The sequence below is a fragment of the Streptomyces sp. BL1 genome (assembly GCF_057628045.1).
Window position 1 is genome coordinate 3,095,897 of record NZ_JBXYWZ010000002.1, and the last position, 16,347, is coordinate 3,112,243.

Genomic DNA, 16,347 nt, shown 5'->3' on the forward strand with positions numbered 1-16,347 from the left:
GAGGGCCGCCCCGAGGCATAAGGTCCCGCCCGCACAGGAGGGATCGGCCCTTCTCCCCTCGCGACATGAGGGGCCACCCTTCTTCCCCGCCGCAGCGTGAGGGGGCCGCCCCTCTCCTCCGCCGCAGCGGCGCGCGCCCCCGGCGGGAATGGCCGGCGGTGACAGCGCGGGTCGCGCGCAGACCGCCGGGCGGCCCCGCTGCGGCGGGAAGGGTTGAGGGGGCTCGCGCCCGCGCGGCGAGCGCGCGGCGCCCCGCCCCGGGGGCTACCAGAGGCTGAGGAGGGCTTCTGTGGGGTCGGAGGGCTTGGAGTCGCCGTCCGGGAGGGCGAGTTCGCACCAGACCGCCTTGCCGCGCGGCGTACGCCGGCTGCCCCAGCCGGTGCTCAGCAGGCCGACGAGCTGGAGCCCGCGGCCGCCCTCGTCGGTGTGGTGGGCGCGGCGCCGCCGCGGCTGCACCAGCCCCGCGTCCCACACCTCGCAGACCACGGACCGGTCCAGCAGCAGCCGCAGCCGGATCTCCCCCTCCCCGTGCCGCAGCGCGTTCGTGACGAGTTCGCTGACCAACAGCTCCGTGGTGTCGGCGAGTTCGTCCAGGGACCACTCGGCGAGCTGATCGCGGGCCAGCTCCCGCGCCCGGGCGACCGACTGGGGGTCGGGCGGCAGCCGCCAGTCCCCCACCGCGGACTCCTCGAGACCGTGCACGCGGGCCACGAGCAGCGCGATGTCGTCCTCGCCGTGGTGCACGTTGAGCGTGGTCAGCACCCGGTCGGCGACGTCCTCCAACTCCTCGTCCGCCTCGGTGAGTACGGACCGGAAGGCGTCGAGGCCCTCGTCGAGCGGATGGTCGCGGGACTCGACGAGGCCGTCGGTGTAGAGCGCGAGCATCGCCCCGTCCGGCAGCTCGACCTCGATCTCCTCGAAGGGTTCGCCGCCCACGCCGAGCGGCACGCCCTTGGGGACCTCCAACAGCAGCGCACTGTCGTCGGGTTCGACCAGGACGGGCGGCAGATGGCCCGCGTTGGCGAACGTACAGCGCCGGGAGGCCGGGTCGTACACGGCGTAGATGCAGGTGGCGAGGTAGACCTCGGACAGGTCGTCGACGCTGCCGTCGGGCCGCCCGGTGCGGCCGTTGCGCCCGCCCCGCTGGGAGCTGGGGCTGCCGCCGAGCCCGCGGGCGATCTCGTCGAGGGCGCCCATCACCTCGGCGGGCTCCATGTCGGTCGTCTGCGCCAACGTACGGACGGCCGTGCGGAGTTCGCCCATCGCGACGGCGGCGCGCAGCCCGCGCCCCATCACGTCGCCGACGACTATCGCCGTACGGTGTCCGGGCAGTTCGATGACGTCGAACCAGTCGCCGCCGACCTCGGTCGCCGGGTTGCCCGGCAGGTAGCGGCAGGCGATGTCCATGCCGGCGGCCTCGGGGTCGCCCGGCGGCAGCAGGCTGCGCTGCAGTATCAGCGCGCGCTCGTGCTCGCGGCGGTAGAGCCGGGCGTTGTCGATACAGACCGCGGCGCGCGCGGCGAGTTCGGCGGCGAGTGCCGCGTCCCGTTCGCCGAACGGTTCGCTGCCCTTCGTACGGGAGAACTGGACGAGCCCCAGCACCCGGTCCCGCGCGACCATCGGCACGGCGAGCGTGCACTGGACGACCGCGCCGAACTGGGCGGGCACGGTGCCGTCCTGACCGTTGATGTGCTGCACGCGGGCAGTGCGCAGGGCGGTCGCGCAGGCGGACTGGGCGGCGTAACAGTGGGTCGATCCGACGTCGACGGGGCTGTTCTCCTCGTCGTCGTCACCCGCGTCGGCGTCCGTACGGGGCAGCGCGGGCGGCGCCTCGGACACGGCGCTGGCGAAGGCAACGCGCCGCAGTTCGCCGCTGCCGTCGCTGGGGCCCGCGGGCCGGGGTTCATCGCCCGCCAGCACGTCCTGGTACAGGTCGACGGAGGCGAGGTCGCAGAACTGCGGCACCGCGACGTCGAGCAGTTCGCGCGCGGTGGTTTCGAGGTCGAGGCTGTTGCCGATGCGCGCACCCGCCGCGTTGAGGAGCGCGAGGGCACGACGCACATCGTCGGGTTTTCCCGCCGCCTCCACTGGGATATCGCTCAACGCCTCCCCTTCCCGTCACCGGTGTGTGCCCCGGTCAGAGCAGTCTCGCAGGTACGAGCTATACGGAACATGCTCTTCCCGATCGCTGCACGCTTTCTGTCGGATACGACTGAAATCTGTGCGGGACGGTTTGCTCACACCGCTGCACGGCACCTCGGATGTCACGTCCGCGGTGCCTCTTCTCTCCTAACCCGTCGGACCGCTTCTGAACCTTCACGGAGCCCCCTCACGCACCGTGCGGGCTTCGCGACACAACCCGTTCCCCGAGGCCCCTTACCCCCGGAAACCCTCAGGGCAGCGGCAGTTCGAACCAGACCGTCTTGCCCATGGGACCGTGCCGCGTACCCCAGCGGCGGGACTCGCGGGCGACGAGCTGGATGCCGCGGCCCCCTTCGTCGTGCTCCGTCGCGTTCCGCTCGCGCGGCGGGTCGGGCAGCGGGTCGGAGATCTCCACGAGCAGGGAGCTGCCGCGCACCATCCGGACGCCGATCGGTCCGTGCGCGTACCGCAGGGAGTTGGTGACCAGTTCGCTGACGAGCAGCACCGCCGTGTCCTCCAGCGGTTCCAGGTGCCATGCGCGCAGGGTGTCCCGTACGGCTTCGCGGGCCTGCCGTACGGCCATCCGTTCCGCTTCGAACGTCCAGGATTCCGCGCTGCCTTCGGGCAGTCCGCCGAGCTCGGCGAGCAGCAGCGCCACATCGTCCGCGGTGTCCGTCGTGCCGTCGGGGGCCTGGTCGAGTTCGCTGATCAGGTGGTCGCAGGTGTCCTCCAGCCGGTCGGTCCCGTCGCAGGAGAGAAGGCGCACCCGGAGCCGTTCCAGGCCGTCGGTGATGTCCTCGTCGCGCCGTTCGACCAGCCCGTCCGTGTAGAGCAGCAGGAGGGCGCGCTCCGGCACCTCCCTCTCGTACGTCTCGAAGCGCACGCCGCCCACGCCCAGCGGCGCACCCGCCGGCAGGTCGAGCAGCTCCGCACCGTCCTCGGTGAGCAGCACCGGCGGTACGTGTCCCGCGCTGCACAGCACGCAGCGCCGCGTGGAGGGGTCGTACACGGCGTACACGCACGTGGAGATGACCGGTTCGGACGGCGTCGGGGCCAGGTCGTCCGTCAAGTCGTTGACGCGGCGCAGGAGTTCGTCGGGCGGCAGGTCGAGCCCCGCGAGGGTGCGGACGGCGGTGCGCAGCCGCCCCATCGTGGCGGCGGCGCGCAGCCCGTGCCCCATGACGTCCCCGACGACGAAGGCGACCCGTCCGCCGGCGAGCGGGATGACGTCGAACCAGTCGCCGCCCGCCTCGGCCCCGCTGCTGCTCGGCACGTAGCGGTACGCGACCCGTACGCCGGGCGGCTGCGGCACCCGCTGGGGCAGCAGGCTGCGCTGCAGCATGAGGGCGCCCTCGCGTTCCCTGCCGTACAGCCGCGCGTTGTCGAGTGAGGTGCCGGCCCGGTCGGCGATCTCCATGGCCAGCGCGAGGTCCTCGTGGTCGAAGGGGTCGCGCCGGCCGGCCCGGCTGATGACGAGCAGGCCGAGCACGACGCCGCCGGCCCGCAGCGGCACGGCGGCCAGCGAGTGGATGCCGAGGTCGAGCGCGGCCTGCACCTTCGGGTCGCCGGGGTAGGTGGCGGCGAGCAACTCGCGCTGCGAGGCGGCCAGATGGGGCGAGCCGGAGGCGAGGGTGCGGCCGATGAAGGAGCCGGGGTCGTAGACGACGTGCTGCCCGAGGGAGAGCATCCGGTCGACGGCGGGACCGCTGTAGCGGGCGGCGGAGCCGAGCTGCAGCAGCGGTGTGCCGTGCAGCGGTTCGTACTCGTACAGCTCGCCGCCGTGTGCGACGTTGCCGAACAGCAGGACCCCGGAGTAGTCGGCGAAGCGGGGGACGAGCGCGGAGGCGAGGGCCTGCGACACGGCGCGTACGTCGAGGAGGTCGCCGAGCGCTACGCCGACGTCGTCGAGCAGGGCGAGCCGCCGGCGCGCGGCCTCCACCTTCCGCAGCGCCGCACGGCGTTCGGTGACGTCCATGATGATGCAGCTGACGCCGAGCACCCGGCCGCTGCGGTCGGTGAGCCTGCCGTACGAGACGGAGCGGGAGCCGACGCCGTCGGGCGCGTCGGTGACCATGTCGACGACGGGGCGTCCGGTGCGCAGGACGTCGGACTGGAACCGGGAGACCTCCTCGGCCATGTCGCGCGGCAGCACCTCGTACACGGTCTTGCCGGTGTGCTCGTCGGGAGCCGACCCGTGCAGCCGGGCGAGCGCGTCGTTGATGCGCACGAACCGCTTCTCCGTGTCGAAGAGCGCGATGCCGAGCGGCGAGGAGTCGAACAGCGCGTCCAGCGCGGCGAGATCGTGCTCGACGGCGCGCACCCTGCTGGTCTCGACGAGGCTGACCAGAATGAACGGGTGCTGCTCGGTGTCGTGCAGCAGCGAGGCGCGGACCTCGGCCTCGACGAAGTGCCCCGAGCGGTGCCGCATGCGGAGAGTGCCGCGCCAGCGGCCGTCCTGCCGCATGGCCCGGCTCCGCTCGGCCTCGGCGGCGGGGTCCTCGTCGGGGAGGAAGTCGCGGAAGTGAAGGCCCACGGTCTCGTCGGCCTGCCAGCCGAGCAGGTCCTCGGTGAGGGGGCTCCAGAGGAGGATGTATCCGGTCTCGTCGAGCATGACGATGCCGATACGCAGGGTGTCGAGGAGGGAGGAGCGGGGGGCCTGCTCGGACTGCTCGGTCCCGTACGGCGGCTGCCCGCCGTCGCGGTCGCGCTCGGAGGGTCCTGTGCTCACACCGCCCACGCCCCTGATCGGGTATCGCTTCGCCGGAACTTTCCGGCATTCCGGACTTACCGTCCGTATACCCGATTCTGCACGCGATCAGCTCTGGCGCCCGACTCCGCCATCCATCCGCTCGACCAGATAGCTGTCGGCACTGCCGTCGCCGTTCTTTCCCAGCCGCTCGGCGACGTGTTCCGCCTCGGTGCGCGTGGCGTAGCTGCCGACACGGTAGCGATTCTCGGCACCGTCCTGACGTATCACGTGCCAGGGCAGCACCGCGTTGCCGTCCCCGTCCCCGCGGATGCTTCGCATATGCCGGAGCGTACGCCCGACCTTCACTCAACGCATTCAAGTTGGCACAACGGGGCACGCATTTCGGCCACGCGTTCGGACACGGGAGCGCACGTGGGGACGCTTTCTGACGGACCGTCGGCTCGGGTCGCCTCCCCCGAGCCGCGCAGAGAGTGGGACCGCCGCGGGCGCTACTTCACCGGCAGGTGGTACGAGATCCGGAACCGGTCCGCGGGGATCACCACATCCGCCGTCTCCACAGGCCGGCCGCCCGCGAGGAAGGTCCGCGTGATGGCGAGGACCGCGTGACCGGGCACGCCGCCCAGGGCGAACGTTTCCTCGGCCAGCCCCGGCCGGGAGGCGACCTCTTCCATGACGTTGTCCACGATCAGGTCGATCGCCGCCATCCGCTCCACCACGCCCCGGCCGCCCAGCGGCCCCTCCTCGGGCAGCATCACCGGCGTGCGCCCCGTGACGGCGAGCGGCTCCCAGGAGGTGGAGAGCATCGAGGGGTCACCCTCCACCCGGTACAGATAGCGCGTCCGCATCACCCGGTCCCCGGGCTCGATCCGCAGCCGCGCGGCCGTCGCCGGGCTCGCGGCCTCCTGCTCGCTGTGCGACTCCCAGGTGCCCTTCACTCCCTCGTCGGACTGCTCCTGACGGAACGGGGTGGACTCGCCGATCGTGCGGTATCCGGTGCGCACCACGCGGCGCGGCAGCGGGACCTCGCGGACGTACGTACCGGAACCGGAGCGGCCCTCGACCAGGCCCTCCGCCATCAGCACCTTGCGGGCCTCCAGCGCGACGGTGTCCGAGACGCCGTACTCCTGGCGGATCCGGGCCTGCGAGGGGAGGCGCGTGCGCGGCGGGAGATCCCCGTCGACGATCCTCTGCCGCAGGTCTCCCGCGACGCGCAGATATGCGGGCTGCTCACCGAATGGCACGTGCGCCCTCCCCGTTTCAGTTCCCATGCAGCACAGGGGCCTGGCCGTCCGCCCGTCGCCGCCCTCTGGTTGACACTGCGCAACAGCTTGGCAACCAGCTGTTGTTGGCCGCAACACCCGCCCAAAGTTTCACCCGATGTGATGAGTTGCTGCTCAGAGAGCCACCGGTGGCTCGCGTCGGCGGTCGCGGTGACAGCAATCCGCCGGGCTTCAGGATCCGCCGGGCTTCAAAGAGAGGTGCGTACGGCTTTCGACGGCTGTTAGCGTGCACGCCGAAATCACCTGTGTACCCGAGGACTGATGGGCATGCGGACCCCCCGGAGCTTCCCGCGCCGTACAGCGGCGCTGCAGGCTCTGCTCTGCAGTGACTCGTCCATCGGGGCAGTGCGCCTCAGCGGTCCCCCGCGGCTCTCACTGCCCTTCCTGGCGACCGGCATGCGCCGTCCCGGAGGTACCGCACTGTGCGACGCCGGCCAGGCCTCGCGGATTCCCCGGACCGCACGGACTCTCCGGACTTCCCGGTCCACACACGATCCGCTGACCGCCTGGACGCTCCGCGGCATCCGGTCCAGGCGCTGACAGACCGGCTGCCGGCACCGCTCCGTTGAGCCGGCGTCCTCTCCCCCGCACTGCCCGTACGGCGGACCGCACTTGAGCCTTGCGCGGTCCGCGGGCCGGCATGGTGCCGCATCGCTCTGACGCGGTGCGCTTGCATCGCCTCGGCGCGGTGCGCTTGCACCACTTCGGCGCGATGCGCCCTCTTCCCGCCTCACCCAGTCCTGCCCTGCGCACGGGAACAGCACGTCCCACCGCACGCCGCTGTCCCTACCCGCGCTGTGGCCCGTCATGCATGGAGCGGCTCAATTGTCCGCACGGGTTCTTCTCCTCGCCTTCGCCGCCTTCGTCATCAACACCGGCAGCTTCCTGCTGAACGGCCTGCTGCCCGCCATCGCCGAACGCACCGGCACCTCGGTCTCCGGCGCCGGCCAGCTGGTCACCCTGCAGGCCGTCGCGTACGCCGTCAGCGCCCCCGTCCTCACCGCGCTCGCCGGCCGGCGCATGAGCCGGCGGGCCATGTTGTGTACGGCGCTGCTCTGTTACACCGCCGCGAGTGTGACCACCGCGCTCGCGCTGGACTACACGCTGCTCGCGGGCGCGCGGGTGCTCGCGGCGGCCAGTACGGGGCTGTTCACGCCGACCGCGGTCGCCGCCGTCGCCGACCTCGCACCGCCCGAACGCAAGGGCCGCGCCGTCGGAGTGGTCGCCGCGGGCGTCACCCTGTCCACCGCGGTGGGCACGCCGGCCGGGCTCGCGCTGCAGGAAGTGCTGGGCTTCGGCGGGCTGTTCGCGGCCGTGGCCGCGATCACGCTGCTGTCCTTCGCGGCCGTCGCGGGCACGCTGCCGCGGGAGCGCGGCGCGGAGCAGGCGCCGGAGGCGGCGCGGGAGCAGGGTGCCGGGTCCCCCACCGGCTCCCGCTCCTTCTTCCGTACGGTCCCGACTCCCCTGCGGGACACGGGTATTCGCTGGATGCTGCTGGTCTCCCTGCTCACCTCGGTGGCCGACTACACGGCGTACGCCTACGTCGTCCCGCTGCTGCAGGGCACCGGCGTCCCGGACTCCGGCACGGTGACCGCGCTGCTGCTCACGTACGGCATCGCCGCGGTGCTCGGCAGCCAGCTCAGCGCGCTGGCCAGCGACCGGTGGGGTGCGGCGAAGCCCGTCGCCGTGTCGCTCGTGTTCATCGCGACGGGGCTGGCGCTGCTGCCTCTCGCGGCGGGCCAACCGGCGGCGCTGTACGTCCTGATGGCGATCTGGGGCCTCGGCGGCTGGGGTTTCGTCCCGGCCATCCAGCACTACCTGGTCACCCGCGCCACGTCCGCCACGGCCGTGGCCGTCTCGCTGAACACGGCGGCGATGCACCTCGGCATGGCGGGCGGCGGCGCGCTCGGCGGCGCGTCCCTGGCCCTCGCCCCCACCTCGGTCCTGGGCCCCCTGGCCGCGGCCATCGCCGTCCTCACGCTCCTCCCCCTGACCCGAGTCCTGGGCCTCCGCCTCCCCACCCGAATCCTCGCCCAAAACCCCCACACCCCGACCCCCACAACAACCAAAGACCACCCGGCCCTCACCACACACGCCTGACCCCAACCACCCCATGAGCCCCGCCCCGCACCGTACGGAGGCGGGGCTCACCCACGTCGAGGGCCGATATCGCTGCCGCGCCTCGCGCAGAACCGGATGGCCTCAACCTTCCCCATCAGGCCGGGAATTGCCGGACCCTTCGGACAGGCGGAGAATGCAGAACAGGGGCTTTGCTCCGCTCGCAGGAAAGAAGACAGCATGAACCGCAGACCGATAGCAGCCGCTGTCTTCGCCCTGGCTCTCTCCTCGGGAGCCGTACTGACGTCCTGCAGCAGCAACGGTGACGGCGACAGCGAAACCGGCAGCACACCGACTCCCACCAGGGAAGAATCGCGCGAACCCGCCGAACCCGCCGAACCCGCCGAACCCGCCGAACCGCGGGACAGCGCGGAAGACAGCGGACAGGATTCCACCGACGAGGAGACGACCGGCGAAGCTCCGTCGGAAACGGAGAGCAAAGGCACGTCTGGCGTCGTCGAGCGTGTCGTCGACGGCGACACGCTCGAACTCCGGGGAAACGCCGAATACCTCCCCCACGACACATCCGTCCGGGTCCGCCTACTGGAGATCAACGCCCCTGAAGTGGGTGACTGTTTCAGCCAGGAAGCGACGACCCGCCTCGAAGAACTGCTTCCCGTCGGCTCCGAGGTGCGGGTGGAACGCGACCAGGACCTGAAGGATCCGTACGGCCGCTACCTGCTGTACGTCTGGAACGACCGGGACGAGTTCGTGAACCGTTCCCTGGCGGAGTCGGGATACGCCAAGAGCGTTCTCTACGAACCCAACGACAAATACTGGGCGACGATTTCGCAGGCCGACGACGACGCCCGGCAAACGGACGCGGGACTCTGGTCGGGCTGCCCCGAGGACACCACGCCGTCACCGCCGTCGGACACTCCCGAGCCGAGCGACCCCGAGCCGGGCACGCCGAAGCAGGACGCCCCCGACGATTCCGTTCCCCGGGGCCCGTCCGCCGGTGAGCCCGACGTCGACTGCTCGGACGTCTCCGGCCCCGTCCGGGTGGGCCCGGACGACCCGCACCGGCTCGACCGCGACGGCGACGGCATCGGCTGCGACTGAGACGCGCTGGGCTCGGCGGTACCTCCGCCGCCCGGCACGTATTCGGCAGGGCGGCACCAGGGGCCGGGCCCCGAAGGACCCGGCCCCTGGTGAAGCGCGCATCTGTACGGCGGCCCGTCAAAGCCGCGAGGCGCTCGTCAGACGTTGAAGCGGAACTCTACGACGTCGCCGTCGCGCATCGTGTAGTCCTTGCCTTCCATGCGGGCCTTGCCCTTGGAGCGGGCCTCGGCTACGGAGCCGGCTTCGACGAGGTCGTCGAAGGAGATGACCTCGGCCTTGATGAAGCCCTTCTGGAAGTCCGTGTGGATGACGCCCGCCGCCTCGGGGGCCGTCGCGGCCTTCTTGATGGTCCAGGCGCGGGATTCCTTCGGGCCTGCCGTGAGGTAGGTCTGCAGGCCGAGGGTGTGGAAGCCGGCGCGGGCGAGGGTGGCGAGGCCGGGCTCCTCCTGGCCGACGGTGGAGAGGAGTTCGAGGGCCTCCTCCTCGTCGAGCTCGACAAGGTCCGACTCCAGCTTGGCGTTCAGGAAGACCGCGTCGGCGGGGGCGACGAGGGCGCGCTGCTCGGCCTTGAAGTCCTCGTCGACGAGCTCGTCCTCGTCGACGTTGAAGACGTACAGGAAGGGCTTCGTGGTCAGCAGGTGCAGCTCGTGCAGGGCCTCGGCCTGCTCCGTGCCCTGGGCGACGCCGGCGGAGAAGAGGGTGCGGCCGTCCTCCAGGATGGCCTGCGCCTCCTTCACGGCGTTCAGCTCGGGCTGCTTGTCCTTCTTGACCCGGGCTTCCTTCTCCAGCCGCGGCAGCACCCGCTCGATGGTCTGCAGGTCGGCGAGGATCAGCTCGGTGTCGATCGTCGCGATGTCGCTCTTGGGCGAGATCTTCCCGTCGACGTGGACGACGTTGTCGTCCTTGAAGGCGCGGATGACCTGGCAGATCGCGTCGGACTCACGGATGTTGGCGAGGAACTTGTTGCCCAGGCCCTCGCCCTCGCTCGCGCCGCGGACGATGCCGGCGATGTCGACGAAGTCGACGGTCGCGGGCAGGACGCGCTCCGAGTGGAAGATCTCGGCGAGCTTGGTGAGCCGCGGGTCGGGGACACCGACGACGCCGACGTTCGGCTCGATGGTGGCGAACGGATAGTTGGCCGCCAGCACGTCGTTCTTGGTCAGGGCGTTGAACAGGGTCGACTTGCCGACGTTCGGCAGGCCGACGATTCCGATCGTGAGCGACACGTGGCGACTTCCCGTTGCGAGTGGGTGTGGTGCGTACGGCGTGGATCCGGGCCGGCGCGCGTGAGCTTGCCCGGGCCGATCCACCAGTCTACGGGCATCGGATTCTCGAACTTACGGTCAAGGTGTGTTCGTCACGCCCTGAAAGGTGTACGGAGGCCTACGGTGGATCAGTGGAGCAGCGGGATGCGCGGGTGAGCGGACGTACGGCGGGGCAGCGTGAGCGGAAGCCCGCGGCGGCGGACGGAGCGGCAGCGCTGCCGCGGCCGGCGCGGAGCGGAGGCCCGGAGCGCACGCGCGGCGCGGAGAGCGCCTCCGGGTACCGGGACGGGAGTGCGGGCGGCGCGGGCCCGTTGGCGTCGGTGGCGGAGCTGCGCGCGCGGCTGCCGCGGGCACGGCTGACGGGTCTGGGCGCGGGGCTGCTGACGACGCTGGCGATACTGGCCGTGGCCGGCCTCGACGCGCTGCTGTTCGGCGGTTCGCCCGGGGTGTACGGCTTCTTCTTCGTGCTGGCGAGCATCGCCTGCGCGGGGTGGGTGCGGCAGGCGGACCTGGTCGTGGGCCCGGTGGCCATGCCGATCGCGTTCGCGGTGGGCGCGTTCTGCATCAGCGACGGCTCGCTGATGGGGTTCTTCTCGACGCTGTCGATGGAGGCGGGCTGGCTGTACGCGGGGACGGCGTTCGCCGTGGTCATCACGCTGGTGCGGCGCGTCTCGTACGTGGCGTCCCGGCGCCGCTGACCGCTCCGCGGGGAGTGCGGCGATATGCGGTGCCGCGATGTGCGTTCTGCGTTGCGACCCGCTGTGGGCGGGCTGCGTTGCGCAGTTCCCCGCGCCCCTTGTCTGCGCAGTTCCCCGCGCCCTTGACGCACGTGAGCCGTGCCCCCTCTCTCGGGGGCACGGCTCGTGTGGTCAGTTGGCGGTCTTCTCGCCCGCTTCCGTACGCAGGTCGCGGCGGAGTTCCTTCGGGAGGGAGAACTGCATGTGCTCCTCCACGGGCTGCACGATGTCCACGTGGCCGAAGCCGCGCTCGTCCAGCCAGTCCAGGACGCCCTCGACGAGCACGTCGGGGACGGACGCGCCGGAGGAGAGGCCCACCGTGGTGACGCCTTCCAGCCAGGCCTCGTCGATCTCGTCGGCGCCGTCGACCAGGTGACCGGCCTTCGCTCCGTGCTGGAGCGCGGTCTCCACCAGGCGGACGGAGTTGGAGGAGTTCTTGGAGCCGACGACGAGCACCAGGTCGGAGCCCTTGGCGACCTCCTTGATGGCGGTCTGCCGGTTCTGCGTGGCGTAGCAGATGTCGTCGCTGGGCGGCGAGAGGAGGTTGGGGTACTTGCCCTGGATGGCTTCGACCGTCTCCATCGTCTCGTCGACCGACAGCGTGGTCTGGGAGAGCCAGACGACCTTCTCCGGGTCGCGGACCTCGACGTTCTTCACGTCCTCGGGGCCGTCGACCAGGGTGATGTGCTCGGGGGCCTCACCGGAGGTGCCGATGACCTCTTCGTGGCCCTCGTGTCCGATCAGGAGGATGTCGTAGTCCTCCTTGGCGTACCGCTGGGCTTCCTTGTGCACCTTGGTGACCAGCGGGCAGGTGGCGTCGATGGTGGCGAGCTTGCCGCGCTCGGCCTCGTCGTGCACCGTCGGCGCGACGCCGTGCGCGGAGAAGATGACGATCTCCCCCTCGGGAACCTCCTCCGTCTCCTCGACGAAGATGGCGCCCTTCTTCTCCAGGGTCTTCACCACGTATTTGTTGTGCACGATCTCGTGGCGGACGTAGATCGGAGCACCGTACTGCTCCAGAGCCTTCTCCACGGCGATGACCGCGCGGTCGACACCCGCGCAGTACCCGCGGGGAGCGGCGAGCAGGACACGGCGGCCGTCAGGAGTGTCGGTCTCGGTGGCCGACGAGCGGTCGGGCGTTGCAGACATGCGTCCATCGTACGGGCCGTGAGTGGCGCCTCCGTGAGTTGATCGTCATGGGGCAAGCTGTTGTCCATGTCCGGAGCATCCGCGCCCCAGCCGCCACCCGACCCGCAAGCCGGCCACGCCGACGTCACAGCCCCGCACGGCAGTTCGCAGGAGGGCGGCGGCGGTCTGCGCCGCACCCTCGGAATGCGCGATCTCGTCGTGTACGGGCTGCTGTTCATCGCCCCGATGGCGCCCGTCGGGGTGTTCGGGGCGCTGGACGCGAAGAGCGGCGGCGCGGTGCCGCTGGTCTATCTGATCGCGACGGTGGCGATGGCGTTCACCGCGTCGTCGTACGCGCGGATGGTGCGGGCCGTGCCGCAGGCCGGTTCGGTGTACGCGTACGCCGGGGCCGGGCTCGGCAAGGGCGCGGGCTTCATCGCCGGCTGGATGGCGATGCTCGACTATCTGCTCATCCCGGCGGTGGGCTATCTGTTCTCCGGCATCGCGATGAACCAGCTGGTGCCGTCGGTGGACCAGTGGATCTGGACGGCGATCGCGGTACTGGTGACGACCGCGCTGAATCTGTCGGGCGTACGCAGGGCGGCGGTCGTCGGGTTCGCGGTACTGGTGATGGAGATCGTCGTGCTGCTGCTGTTCGTGGTGGCGGCCGTGGTGGTGCTGGTCCGGCACGGGCCCGAGCGGGACTGGCTGTCGCCGCTCACGGGCGACGGGAGCTTCGGCTTCGCGGCGGTGCTGGGCGCGGTGTCCGTCGCGGTGCTGTCGTTCCTCGGGTTCGACGCGATCGCGAACTTCGCGGAGGAGGCGGTCGGCGGCCGCAAGGGCGGTTCGTCGCTGGTGTCGAGGGCGCTGCTGATGTGCCTGGTGCTGGCCGGTGTGCTGTTCATCGCGCAGACGTATCTGGCGGCGCTGCTGTCCGAGGACTCGTCGCGGCAGCTGGCGGCGGACCCGGGGGCGCAGGGGTCGGCGTTCTACACCGTGGTGCAGTCGGCGGTGGGCGGCTGGCTGGAGACGGTGGTCGCGGCGAGCAAGGCGGTGGGTGCCGCGTTCGCGGCACTGGCGGGCCAGGCGGCGGCCGGGCGGCTGCTGTTCGCGATGGCGCGGGACCGGCGGCTGCCGGGGAAGCTCGCGAAGGTGAACGCGGACAGCGGGGTGCCGCGCCGTACGGTGCTGCTGTCCGCGGTGATCACCCTGTGCGCCGCGGTGTGGGCGGCGCGCGCGGAGTCCGGCCTGGACCGGCTGGTGTCGGTGGTGGACATCGGGGCGCTGACGGCGTTCGCGCTGCTGCATCTGTCGGTGATCGGCTACTACGGCGTACGGCGGCTCGGTGACGACGGTACGGGCGTGCTGCGGGACTGGGCGGTGCCGGCCGTGGGGCTCGTGATCACGGTGGCGGTGATCGTGACGGCTCATCAGGAGGCGCACATCGTCGGTCTGTTGTGGCTGGTCGTGGGGCTGATCGCGCTGGCGGTGCAGTACCGGCGCGGAAACGGCGGCGCTCCGCGCGACGGCTCTGTCGGCGACGGCGTCTAGCCTCTCCGTATGGCATTGCAGACGACCGCGGAAGCGCCGATCCCCGTCCACGAGGTGTCGCGGCTGATCGGCGGCTGGATCGACCGGCTCGGCGCGGTGTGGGTGGAGGGGCAGATCATCCAGCTGTCGCCGCGGCCCGGCGCCGGCATGGCGTTTCTCACCCTGCGCGACCCGTCCCGGGACGTGTCCGTCACCGTCACCTGCTTCCGGCAGGTCTTCGACCGGGTGAAGGACGTGGTGGGCGAGGGCTCGCGGGTCGTGGTGCACGCCAAGCCGGTCTGGTTCGAGCGGAACGGCTCGCTGTCGCTGCGCGCCGCGGAGATCCGCCCGGTGGGCATGGGTGAACTGCTGGCGCGGCTGGAGCAGTTGAAGAAGAAGCTGGCGGCCGAGGGACTGTTCGCGGCGGACCGCAAGCGGCCGCTGCCGTTCCTGCCGGGCCGTATCGGGCTGGTCACCGGGCGCGCGTCCGACGCCGAGCGGGACGTGCTGCACACGGCGCGGGAGCGCTGGCCCGCTGTCCGCTTCGAGGTGCGGAACACCGCCGTGCAGGGTGTGAACGCCGTGCCGCAGGTGACGGAGGCGGTCCGCGAGCTGGACGCCCGCGCGGACGTGGACGTGATCATCGTGACCCGGGGCGGCGGCAGCATGGAGGACCTGCTGCCGTTCTCCGACGAGCAGTTGGTGCGTACGGTCGCCGCCTGCAGTACGCCCGTCGTCTCCGCGATCGGGCACGAGGCGGACGCGCCGCTGCTGGACCTGGTCGCCGACGTCCGCTCCCGTACGCCCACGCACGCGGCGAAGGACACCGTGCCGGACGTGGGCGAGGAGCACGAGCGGGTGAGCGAGCTGCGGCACCGCGCCTGGCGGGTGATCAACGGCTATCTCGACCGCGAGCAGCGCGGCCTGGAGGACGTCCGCAGCCGTCCCGCGCTGGCCGATCCGTACGCCATGGTCACCGACCGCGAGGAGGACGTGGACTTCCTGCTGGAGCGGGCCCGCCGGGTGCTGGGCCACCGGCTGGACCGCGCGGAGGACGATCTGCGGCACACCCACGCCCGGATAGTGGCCCTGTCCCCCGCGGCGACGCTGCGCCGTGGTTACGCGGTGCTGCGCCGCGCGGACGGCACCGTGATCCGGGAGGCGGAGGAGGTCGCGGAGGGCGACAAGCTGCACGCGCGGGTGGCGGAGGGTGAGTTCGGCGTCACTGTCACTCCGTCCGCTTAGTGTGGGGGCCATGATGATGGCGACGGAGACGGAGACCGGGGCGGGCGCCGCACAGCAGGCCGCGCTGTCCTCGCTGAGCTACGAGCAGGCCCGTGGCGAACTGGTCCAGGTCGTACAGCGGTTGGAGGCCGGCGGCTCCACGCTGGAGGAGTCCCTGGAGCTGTGGGAGCGCGGCGAGCAGCTGTCGCGGGTGTGCCGCGAGTGGCTGGAGGGCGCGCGGGCCCGGCTCGACGCGGTGCTGGAGGCCGAGGAGGGCGAGGACGACGAGGCGCCCGAGGAGGACGACTTCGAGGACCCCGACCCGGACGCGGACGAGATCGACGACGCGGACGACGAGGACGTGGACGACGACGTCGCCGAGGACCGGTAGGCCGGTAGCGCGGGATCGGCGGGCGGTGCGGCGGGACCGAAGAGAGTGACCGATAAGACATTTCGGGCATGTCGCTCTTGGTTGAACCTTTAAGTAAGAGGGGTTTACGGTTGTCATGACACTGTGAACCCCGCTCGAAAAGGCTAGGCACCCCTTCATGGCTCTCGCGCTCGACTCCGCCGCCCAGGACCTGCTGTTCCGCCAGGCGCAGACCGCCAACACGTTCACCGACGAGCCGGTGACCGACGAGCAGGTCCAGGCCGTCTACGACCTGGTGAAGTACGCCCCGACCGCGTTCAACCAGTCGCCGCTCCGCGTGACGCTGGTCCGCACGGAAGACGCGCGCAAGCGGCTCGTGAAGTTCGCGATGGGCGCCAACGGCGACAAGACCCTGACCGCCCCGCTGACCGCGGTGCTCTCCGTGGACCTGGAGTTCCACGAGAAGCTGCCGGAGCTGTTCCCGCACGCCCCGGGCATCAAGGACGCCTTCTTCTCCGAGGCCGCGTCCCGCGAGGTCGCCGGCACCCAGAACGCCACGCTGCAGGCCGGCTACTTCATCCTCGGCGTCCGCGCCGCGGGCCTGGCCGCCGGGCCGATGACCGGCTTCGACTTCGCCGGCATCAACGAGGAGTTCTTCGCCGACGGCAAGCAGAAGGCCTTCATGGTCATCAACATCGGCAAGCCGGGCGAGGACGCCTTCAAGCCGCGCAGCCCCCGGCTGGCCTTCGAGGACGCGGTCCGCACGGTCTGATCCGCGCCC

The 16,347-nt window shown here is 71.4% G+C and carries 13 protein-coding genes; 7 read left to right on the plus strand and 6 right to left on the minus strand.

Features of this window, described 5'->3' with window-relative positions:
* Positions 1–264: 264 nt before the first annotated feature.
* From AC3AGO_RS13585 to AC3AGO_RS13600, 4 genes are all read right to left on the minus strand, one after another.
* Positions 265–2,103 carry an ATP-binding SpoIIE family protein phosphatase gene (locus AC3AGO_RS13585; protein WP_487820440.1) on the minus strand — a complete coding sequence of 613 codons (1,839 nt, stop codon included), beginning with the start codon at positions 2,101–2,103 and terminating at the stop codon, positions 265–267.
* 289 nt (positions 2,104–2,392) lie between these two features.
* Entirely contained in the window at positions 2,393–4,870 is a 2,478-nt protein-coding gene (locus AC3AGO_RS13590) for a SpoIIE family protein phosphatase (protein ID WP_487820441.1), read from the minus strand.
* A gap of 87 nt (positions 4,871–4,957) precedes the next feature.
* A complete protein-coding gene (locus AC3AGO_RS13595; protein WP_487820442.1) occupies positions 4,958–5,170 on the minus strand; it encodes an SPOR domain-containing protein in 213 nt (70 codons plus the stop codon).
* Positions 5,171–5,340: 170 nt separating this feature from the next.
* Complete coding sequence (locus AC3AGO_RS13600) at positions 5,341–6,093, minus strand: GntR family transcriptional regulator (RefSeq protein ID WP_487820443.1); 753 nt, start codon at positions 6,091–6,093, stop codon at positions 5,341–5,343.
* Between the two features lie 864 nt (positions 6,094–6,957).
* On the opposite strand from AC3AGO_RS13600, the gene AC3AGO_RS13605 reads away from it, so the two are divergent.
* Positions 6,958–8,232 carry an MFS transporter gene (locus tag AC3AGO_RS13605; RefSeq protein WP_487820444.1) on the plus strand — a complete coding sequence of 425 codons (1,275 nt, stop codon included), beginning with the start codon at positions 6,958–6,960 and terminating at the stop codon, positions 8,230–8,232.
* A 198-nt stretch (positions 8,233–8,430) separates the two neighbouring features.
* The gene (locus tag AC3AGO_RS13610) at positions 8,431–9,312 is read left to right on the plus strand and encodes a thermonuclease family protein (protein WP_487820445.1); all 882 of its coding nucleotides are present in this window, start codon (positions 8,431–8,433) and stop codon (positions 9,310–9,312) included.
* Positions 9,313–9,449: 137 nt separating this feature from the next.
* On the opposite strand, the gene ychF is transcribed toward AC3AGO_RS13610, so the two are convergent.
* Positions 9,450–10,538: a redox-regulated ATPase YchF gene (gene ychF / locus AC3AGO_RS13615; RefSeq protein WP_487820446.1), complete on the minus strand. Its 1,089-nt coding sequence runs from the start codon at positions 10,536–10,538 to the stop codon at positions 9,450–9,452.
* Between the two features lie 170 nt (positions 10,539–10,708).
* Here ychF and AC3AGO_RS13620 point away from each other — a divergent pair, with 170 nt between their 5' ends.
* A complete protein-coding gene (locus AC3AGO_RS13620) occupies positions 10,709–11,275 on the plus strand; it encodes a DUF6542 domain-containing protein (protein ID WP_487820447.1) in 567 nt (188 codons plus the stop codon).
* A gap of 171 nt (positions 11,276–11,446) precedes the next feature.
* Here the strand turns inward: AC3AGO_RS13620 and AC3AGO_RS13625 are convergent, their stop codons facing one another.
* On the minus strand, positions 11,447–12,463 hold the full coding sequence (locus tag AC3AGO_RS13625) for a 4-hydroxy-3-methylbut-2-enyl diphosphate reductase (RefSeq protein ID WP_487820448.1): 1,017 nt from the start codon (positions 12,461–12,463) through the stop codon (positions 11,447–11,449).
* Positions 12,464–12,529: 66 nt separating this feature from the next.
* Here AC3AGO_RS13625 and AC3AGO_RS13630 point away from each other — a divergent pair, with 66 nt between their 5' ends.
* The 4 genes from AC3AGO_RS13630 to AC3AGO_RS13645 all read left to right on the plus strand — a co-directional run bounded on the left by AC3AGO_RS13630 (position 12,530) and on the right by AC3AGO_RS13645 (position 16,338).
* On the plus strand, positions 12,530–13,993 hold the full coding sequence (locus tag AC3AGO_RS13630; protein ID WP_487820449.1) for an APC family permease: 1,464 nt from the start codon (positions 12,530–12,532) through the stop codon (positions 13,991–13,993).
* A 9-nt stretch (positions 13,994–14,002) separates the two neighbouring features.
* The gene (gene xseA / locus AC3AGO_RS13635) at positions 14,003–15,217 is read left to right on the plus strand and encodes an exodeoxyribonuclease VII large subunit (RefSeq protein ID WP_487820450.1); all 1,215 of its coding nucleotides are present in this window, start codon (positions 14,003–14,005) and stop codon (positions 15,215–15,217) included.
* Between the two features lie 10 nt (positions 15,218–15,227).
* Positions 15,228–15,587, plus strand: a complete 360-nt coding sequence (locus tag AC3AGO_RS13640) for an exodeoxyribonuclease VII small subunit (RefSeq protein ID WP_487820451.1) — start codon at positions 15,228–15,230, stop codon at positions 15,585–15,587.
* Positions 15,588–15,744: 157 nt separating this feature from the next.
* Positions 15,745–16,338 carry a malonic semialdehyde reductase gene (locus AC3AGO_RS13645; RefSeq protein WP_487820452.1) on the plus strand — a complete coding sequence of 198 codons (594 nt, stop codon included), beginning with the start codon at positions 15,745–15,747 and terminating at the stop codon, positions 16,336–16,338.
* The last annotated feature ends 9 nt before the right edge of the window (positions 16,339–16,347 follow it).

What these genes read in the sequence shown, in the direction of transcription:
- AC3AGO_RS13595 (WP_487820442.1), bottom strand. Translation starts at nt 5,170, where the DNA reads ATGCGAAGCATCCGCGGGGACGGGGACGGCAACGCGGTGCTGCCCTGG.
- AC3AGO_RS13610 (WP_487820445.1), top strand. Translation starts at nt 8,431, where the DNA reads ATGAACCGCAGACCGATAGCAGCCGCTGTCTTCGCCCTGGCTCTCTCC.
- AC3AGO_RS13625 (WP_487820448.1), bottom strand. Translation starts at nt 12,463, where the DNA reads ATGTCTGCAACGCCCGACCGCTCGTCGGCCACCGAGACCGACACTCCT.
- AC3AGO_RS13630 (WP_487820449.1), top strand. Translation starts at nt 12,530, where the DNA reads ATGTCCGGAGCATCCGCGCCCCAGCCGCCACCCGACCCGCAAGCCGGC.
- xseA (WP_487820450.1), top strand. Translation starts at nt 14,003, where the DNA reads ATGGCATTGCAGACGACCGCGGAAGCGCCGATCCCCGTCCACGAGGTG.
- AC3AGO_RS13640 (WP_487820451.1), top strand. Translation starts at nt 15,228, where the DNA reads ATGATGATGGCGACGGAGACGGAGACCGGGGCGGGCGCCGCACAGCAG.
- AC3AGO_RS13645 (WP_487820452.1), top strand. Translation starts at nt 15,745, where the DNA reads ATGGCTCTCGCGCTCGACTCCGCCGCCCAGGACCTGCTGTTCCGCCAG.